Annotated in this window: 4 protein-coding genes; 3 read left to right on the top strand and 1 reads right to left on the bottom strand. The window is 36.0% G+C overall.

Translation table 11 applies throughout. From position 1 onward, the window contains the following. Window positions 1-375: 375 nt before the first annotated feature. Complete coding sequence (locus ACFIJ7_RS08090) at window positions 376-1,092, bottom strand: phage tail assembly protein (protein ID WP_375644995.1); 717 nt, start codon at window positions 1,090-1,092, stop codon at window positions 376-378. A 633-nt stretch (window positions 1,093-1,725) separates the two neighbouring features. On the opposite strand from ACFIJ7_RS08090, the gene ACFIJ7_RS08085 reads away from it, so the two are divergent. The 3 genes from ACFIJ7_RS08085 (at window position 1,726) to ACFIJ7_RS08075 (ending at window position 6,087) form a co-directional block, all read left to right on the top strand. After that, complete coding sequence (locus ACFIJ7_RS08085; protein WP_375636617.1) at window positions 1,726-2,922, top strand: multidrug effflux MFS transporter; 1,197 nt, start codon at window positions 1,726-1,728, stop codon at window positions 2,920-2,922. Window positions 2,923-3,184: 262 nt separating this feature from the next. After that, window positions 3,185-3,916 carry an alpha/beta fold hydrolase gene (locus ACFIJ7_RS08080; protein WP_375636615.1) on the top strand — a complete coding sequence of 244 codons (732 nt, stop codon included), beginning with the start codon at window positions 3,185-3,187 and terminating at the stop codon, window positions 3,914-3,916. After that, on the top strand, window positions 3,913-6,087 hold the full coding sequence (locus tag ACFIJ7_RS08075; RefSeq protein WP_375644994.1) for an isocitrate/isopropylmalate family dehydrogenase: 2,175 nt from the start codon (window positions 3,913-3,915) through the stop codon (window positions 6,085-6,087). Before ACFIJ7_RS08080 ends, ACFIJ7_RS08075 begins: the two co-directional genes overlap by 4 nt. Window positions 6,088-6,500 lie beyond the last annotated feature (413 nt).

The raw sequence follows: 6,500 nt of genomic DNA, 5'->3' as shown, positions 1-6,500 counted from the left end.
AGGAATGCGAGTTTCCATGTTTTATCTCCTTGAATATGCTGGAGATACAATGTCTTTTTGCCAATTATGTTCCAAAAGTGAATAGATATGCGCCAAAAAGGACAGAAAACATCGAAAACAGGACGGTGATCATTACTTAAAATTCTAGAGTCTTTATTTTATTATTTCATTTTTTTGTAAAAACAGCGCGTCTTCTAAAATTTTAGTTTTTTTATATTGCACTTATGATTAAAAGAATGCCTCAATTATTCAAAATAAATATCAAAAGTATTCAATTCAAAAAGCTATGAGAGATAAAAGAGAAGGAAGAAACATTAGTGTTCTAAGCTGTTTTTCCTTCTCTTATTGCTCTATATCAAAACGATGCTCGAAAAATTATTTCAATCTTTTAAGTAAAAGCTCCCAACACCAAGAAGGCAGATTCAAAATTTTTGAGGCAATGTCTGACAATTTTAAGATTATATCCAAAATTGACTTTTTTGTTGTGTTTTCAGTTTTGGGATGAGATGCAATATGCACATGTTCTGATGGACTATTTTGTATGAAGGTACCGTAATTTATAATGTTCATTTGAATCGGTGTATTAGAAGGGTTATGCACTGTTATTGGTGTATAGTCGCTAAAGATTTCTTCTTTTATGTTTTTTATATCCTTTGTTTCAAATATATCTTTATACAAACTGTTTTTGCATTTTTCCAACATGGTGTTGCTGAAAATACAGACATTCATTATTTTTCCCATGAGTGTTTTTATTTTATGGATAAAACTTTCGACATAGCTTGTGAATGGATTTTTCAAAGCCATTTTAATATCGTTACTGATGCTGATTATTTTGTCGAGCGCTTTTTTTACTGAGGAGTCCAAAATATCTTTGATATTTGAAAAGTCATGCTCATCAAGTTTGTTGATCATATCATAAGACCATCCCGAAAGACAGGCAATCATTTCTATTGTTTGCTTGATCCCTTCCTTTTTGCTTATTTCTCTTAAGTCTTTAACTTTTGCACGTCGTAAACTAATCTCTGTATATGTTTTTTCTTCAACTGTAAGGGGTATCAGTAATGGGACGCGTGTTATTTCTATTATGCACATTCACAGCTCTTATGAGTCAATTAAATAAAAATATATTAAATTACAGTATTATATTTATCAATATGTTATACAGTTTTTTTAATTTTTTATCTTAATTAAAAAGTTTCATGCAATGAGCAAAGTATATTTGTTTTTTTGCAGGGGTGTCATTATACTCTATGAGCTGATAGACCTAAATTCTTTACAATAAAGGTTTATGTTGATAGGCTTTTCAAGCTATTGTTGTGTTAGAAGTGGGCTTTGTACGGTCGTAATTTTGGAGTAGAGCCGTCAATAGACCGTTTTTCTTCCTTGAATTTTGTAGATTCATTTCACTCGATATTGTATGAGAATACCATTGTTGTCGCGGAGAAGGTATGTAATATCAGTGCATTTTATCTATGATGTTTCTGAAAAAGGTTGATGTGTGTTATAGCAAGATGTGTGTACAGGAAAGCTTATTTAGGGAATAACTTTTTGTCCCATGAAGTCCGTAAAACAAAACGCTGTCTATAAGAAAAATAATATTTTTACAAAGTAAAATAATAACACTTTTAATAATTATTATTTGTATGTATAAGCATAAAATATAATTATATTTGTTATATTTAATTAAATACTATTTAATCTCTAACTAAAAGTGTGATTTTCTTTATGATTCATAAATATACATTACCATTCATTATACTTATTGTATGTTTATCGACGGGGGGATTGATTTCTACCGACATTTTTTTACCAGCACTGGGAGAGATGCGTCAATATTATCAAGTGACACAATCTCAAATTCAGAGTGCAGTGGCAGTTTTTTTGTTGGCATTGGCACTTGGACAGCTCATTTATGGGCCGCTGAGTGATAATTTTGGGCGTAAAAAAACACTTCTATTGGGCTTATTCTTGTGGTTATTTACAACATTTGGTGCGATTTATACGGTTCATATTCACGCTTTTCTTGTGTTACGTTTTTTGCAAGGTCTTGGTGCTTGTGCGGGACTTGTCTTAAGTCGTGCAATTATCAATGATTTGTTAGATAAAAAAGCAGCCGGAAAACTTTATTTGATTGTTTTCCCTTTTATTGGAATGTCACCAGCACTTGCACCTTTCATTGGTGGACTTTTGATACAAGCTTTTCATTGGCAGGCAACTTTTATCTTTTTAAGCTTTTTTATATTTTTGACCATTTTGCTGTGTTGTTTTGTGCTAACGGAAACTCTGCCCCCTCAAAAACGGCAGCATTTTTCCCCTGTAGGATTGATGAAGGCATATTTAGGCGTTTTTAGAAATAAACAATTTATTTTTTATGCACTTATTCCGTGTTTTTCTTACATAGCTTATTTTGCTTATATTGTGGAATCGCCTTTTTTACTCACGACTTTGGGTCTATCACCAATACACATTAGTTATAGCTACATTGGTGTCTCATTGCCCTATATTTTGGGAAATCTTTTGGCGCGATGGTTTTTTGAACGCGAGTCTATGGAAAAGACTGTCTGTCGAGGATACATTATTTTTGTTATAGGAGGCGTGCTCTTTGCTGTGCAAATGTATCTAAGCCCATGGCCCCTTGTGACAAGTTTTTTGGCTATTGCTGTTCTGACTTTTGGTAATGGTTTTTTATTGCCGTTAGGAACAGCGTTGGCTATTTCATCGCATCCGAAAGCTGCGGGAGCGGCTTCTGGTGTTATGGGATCTTTGCAATTAGGAAGTGCGGCGCTAAGTGCAGCGGTTATCGGAAAAATCTCTGGTCATAGCCCACGGGCTATGGCCACTTTGTTAGCTGTGTGTTGTATGATTGGTTTTATCATTTATATTCAAAAAGCGCGTCATTTTATGACCTCAGAAATGAGCTGAGTGAAATGATAAAAAGAAAGCATTATGCGGAAATGCTTTTGATGTTTTACACAAATGGGGCACCTGTACATTAGATGAATTTTTTTTTATTAAGTTGTTGGATTGAATGGGTTTAAAATTTGTTACAAGCTTAGTTTGAGTTTAACAAATCGATTATGATGGGGGGGAGTATGAGCCTAGAGTTTCAACATATTTTCATTATATTGGGTGGGAAAAGTTTTGGCTCTAATGCATGTTTTAAAATAAGGGGAGGAATTGATCAATGAGCCTTCCTATTATTATTCTTTCTCCTGTAATGCCAATTTGGGATGGTGGTGTTTTTTGTTCTCCATTGACAAAGCTATGCTTATCAAAAGGATTCCCTGTCACTCTGCTGGATACGCTTTCTCTTTTTCCTAAGAGTTCTCATGTTCTCAATCATTCTGCTGTAGATATTTTATCTTTTATAGAAGAAAAACTTAAAAGCTATTTTAAAGAGCCCGCAGTGCTTGTGGGATTTTCTATGGCTGGAATGTTGGTACAAATATTGGCAGCACGGCTTCCCAATGTTCAAGCTGTGCTTGCTGTGAATGCACCTGGCTATCTTGATAAGGTTTTGCAACGGCGCCTTGGAGATATTCTTGTTTACTTAGAAAATAATGATTTATCAGGAGCTTTGGAAATACTCAATGGTTTTATGCATCCTTCTGGCATTATGAAAAAAAGAGTTTTATTGGAGGCTCCTGATCAACAAAAAAGCGTGGCAATTGAACGCATGACAAGAGGCTTTAAACTCTTATTGGCGATGGATGCTAGAGATGAAATAGTTAAGTATAAGGGGAAGTTTTTAGCTTTAGTGGGAGAAAAGTCACAACTTGCAACGGTAGATAATCAGACGAAAAGTCCTTGTTTCAATCATGAATATAAGATCATCTCTGGTGCTGGTACGCGTTTGTGGGAGGATAATCCTGTTATGACGGATACAGTCATTGATGAATGGATGGAGGGATTATGAAAAAGAAAGTTCTTGTATTACCTGGTGATGGGATAGGACCAGAGGTTTGTGATGCTGCGCTGATGGTCTTAGAGCAATTTCAATTGCCAATTGAGTTTACTTATGGTGATATTGGTTTTGAATGTTGGAAACAGGAAGGAGATCCTGTCCCTCAAGCAACTTGGCAAAAAATTACTCAGAGTGATGCGATTTTACTTGGAGCTGTGACCAGTAAAGGAAAAGAAGCGGCTTTAAAAGAACTTGAACCGCATTTAAAAGAGCAAAACCTTGCCTATGTTTCTCCTGTACTTCAGCTTCGCCAAAAATTAGGGTTGTTTGCAAATATACGCCCTATAAGATACATCTTTGGTCCGAAAAAACCTTTTCATTTTTATGTTATCAGAGAAAATAGTGAAGGTCTTTATGCTGGATTGGATTTTCGGGGTATCACTCCTGAAGCAGCCGCTTGGTTAAGACATCCCAATTTGACAAAATATGGGCTTGAGGAAGCTGCGTGGACAGTCCGTTTGCAGACACGCTTTGGTTTAGAGCGGTTATTTGAATACGCTTTTTCTTATGCAAGAAAATATGGCATGAGGCGAGTTACTTTTGCTGATAAGCCCAATGTTATGCGAGAAAGTGGACAATTTTCGCGAGAAATTTTTGAGAAAATTGCGCAAAACTATCCGGAAATTGAAGCAGATATTCATAATGTTGATGCAGTTGCTTTGTGGATTGTAACGAAGCCAGAGCAGTTTGGCGTGATTGTTGCTGAAAATATGTTTGGCAATATTCTCTCTGATCTTGGCTCTGGAGTAATGGGAGGATTGGGGCTTGCACCTAGTGCAAATGTGGGGAGCGAGATTGCTTATTTTGAACCTGTTCATGGAAGCGCACTACGTATTGCTGGACAAAATAAAGCAAATCCTTCTGCGATGCTTTATACCACGGCTTTACTCTTAGAACATTTAGGCTTTAAAGATGCAGCAAAACAACTGTCTGAGAGTGTTGATCAGGTTATTCGTGCTGGAAAAACTGTATCTTACGATCTAGGAGGTGTAGCCTCTACCCGTCAAATGGCTGAAGCTGTTCGCAATTCTCTCATGAAACCTGTCTCTATTTGTCATGCGGCAATTATTACTATTGGTGATGAACTCCTTTCAGGACAATATTTGAATACGAATTTACAAGATCTAAGCCAAAGCTTAAACAAGAGAAATATTCAAGTCACACGTCATTTTGTTTGTGCTGATCAATTACAGCAAATCAGTGAAACTGTTGTTTCTTGTCTTGGACAAGAAGATCTTATCATTATCAGTGGGGGATTGGGACCAACATCAGATGACATAACACGTGATGCGGTTGCAAAAGCCGTGCAGCAGCCTTTGGTACATCATGAAGATGTTTGGCAAACAATAAAAGGTCAATTACAACGATTAGGGATTACGGCGGATAAGAGTAATGCGCGTCAAGCATTGTTTCCTGAGACAGCAACCGTGCTTGATAATCCTACGGGTACAGCACCAGGGTTTTATCTCTCTTGCGATGGAAGTACGCTTGTTGTTTTGCCTGGTCCACCATCACAGGCTCTTGCGCTTTTAGAGAATTATTTAGAACACAATGAGAAGAAATATTCTTCTGTATCGCGTGCGAGGTATGCATGGACTTTGATTGGAATTGATGAAAGTACCATTGCGCAGTGGGTTGATTGTCATCTTGAAAATGAGCCATTTGAACGGCATTTTTTATGGAAAAGTCCCTATGTTCTTGTGCAGCTGATTGGTCAATCAGAAGCGCCCTTGGAACAACATTTCGTGGAAGAATTTGAAAATCATTTTCACCCCTATTTGGTTGGTGCAGAAGTGACTACTACTTGTAAACAATTAGCGATGCATGCAGAGGTTCATTGGTCTTCCAATGATCCGCAGCTTTTAAAATATTTTCAACCCATAGAAAAAAGTACAAAAAATATTCCAAATCTTGAGGTTGAAGTGAGCCTATCACCTTCTATCGAGACATTAGAAAATCAAGAAGAAAGCCTTGGACATGCCACGATGACTATACGGATGAAAGGTTATGACGATGATCGTGTAACTTTTCCCTATACGCGACCACTTTTAGGTGTCGTCTTACAAGAATATGCAGCTTGGTTGGTTTTAAAAAGATATTTGCAAACTGAGAAAAGCAAATGAACCTCTATGGGGACGTAAAAATATTGCTCAAATTATTGAACGTTCTATTATAAGAAGTATTTTTATCCTTTTCTTAGGTGGTTTTTATCTATAGATTAATTTTTCTTTTGATGTGTAATTAAATGACTTTGATTGATTCAAGATTAAGAAAAACTTTACTATATTAGGCTCGCTGCATTCAATATTTATAAATGATTAATTATTATTATAAATCAATATGTTATCTTTAATAGAGCCTATGACAAGGAATCCAGGGGCTTCGTGTGCCTCAAGCGTTGTAAATAATTAAGATTCTTTGTAAATCAAAAAGTGATGTTGTGAAAAGACAAGAAGTCGTGTCATTTACAGGAAAGCTTTGCAAATTTTATTGAAAAATACGTCCAGTTTATTGGAATATGTGCCATTCAGTTATC

Source organism: Bartonella sp. MR100HLJHH, from assembly GCF_042194215.1.
GTDB lineage: Bacteria > Pseudomonadota > Alphaproteobacteria > Rhizobiales > Rhizobiaceae > Bartonella > Bartonella grahamii.
The sequence above is the reverse complement of the archived record's forward strand: the minus strand, read 5'-3'. Positions and strand labels throughout refer to the sequence as shown.

What these genes read in the sequence shown, in the direction of transcription:
- ACFIJ7_RS08090 (WP_375644995.1), bottom strand. Translation starts at nt 1,092, where the DNA reads ATGTGCATAATAGAAATAACACGCGTCCCATTACTGATACCCCTTACA.
- ACFIJ7_RS08085 (WP_375636617.1), top strand. Translation starts at nt 1,726, where the DNA reads ATGATTCATAAATATACATTACCATTCATTATACTTATTGTATGTTTA.
- ACFIJ7_RS08080 (WP_375636615.1), top strand. Translation starts at nt 3,185, where the DNA reads ATGAGCCTTCCTATTATTATTCTTTCTCCTGTAATGCCAATTTGGGAT.
- ACFIJ7_RS08075 (WP_375644994.1), top strand. Translation starts at nt 3,913, where the DNA reads ATGAAAAAGAAAGTTCTTGTATTACCTGGTGATGGGATAGGACCAGAG.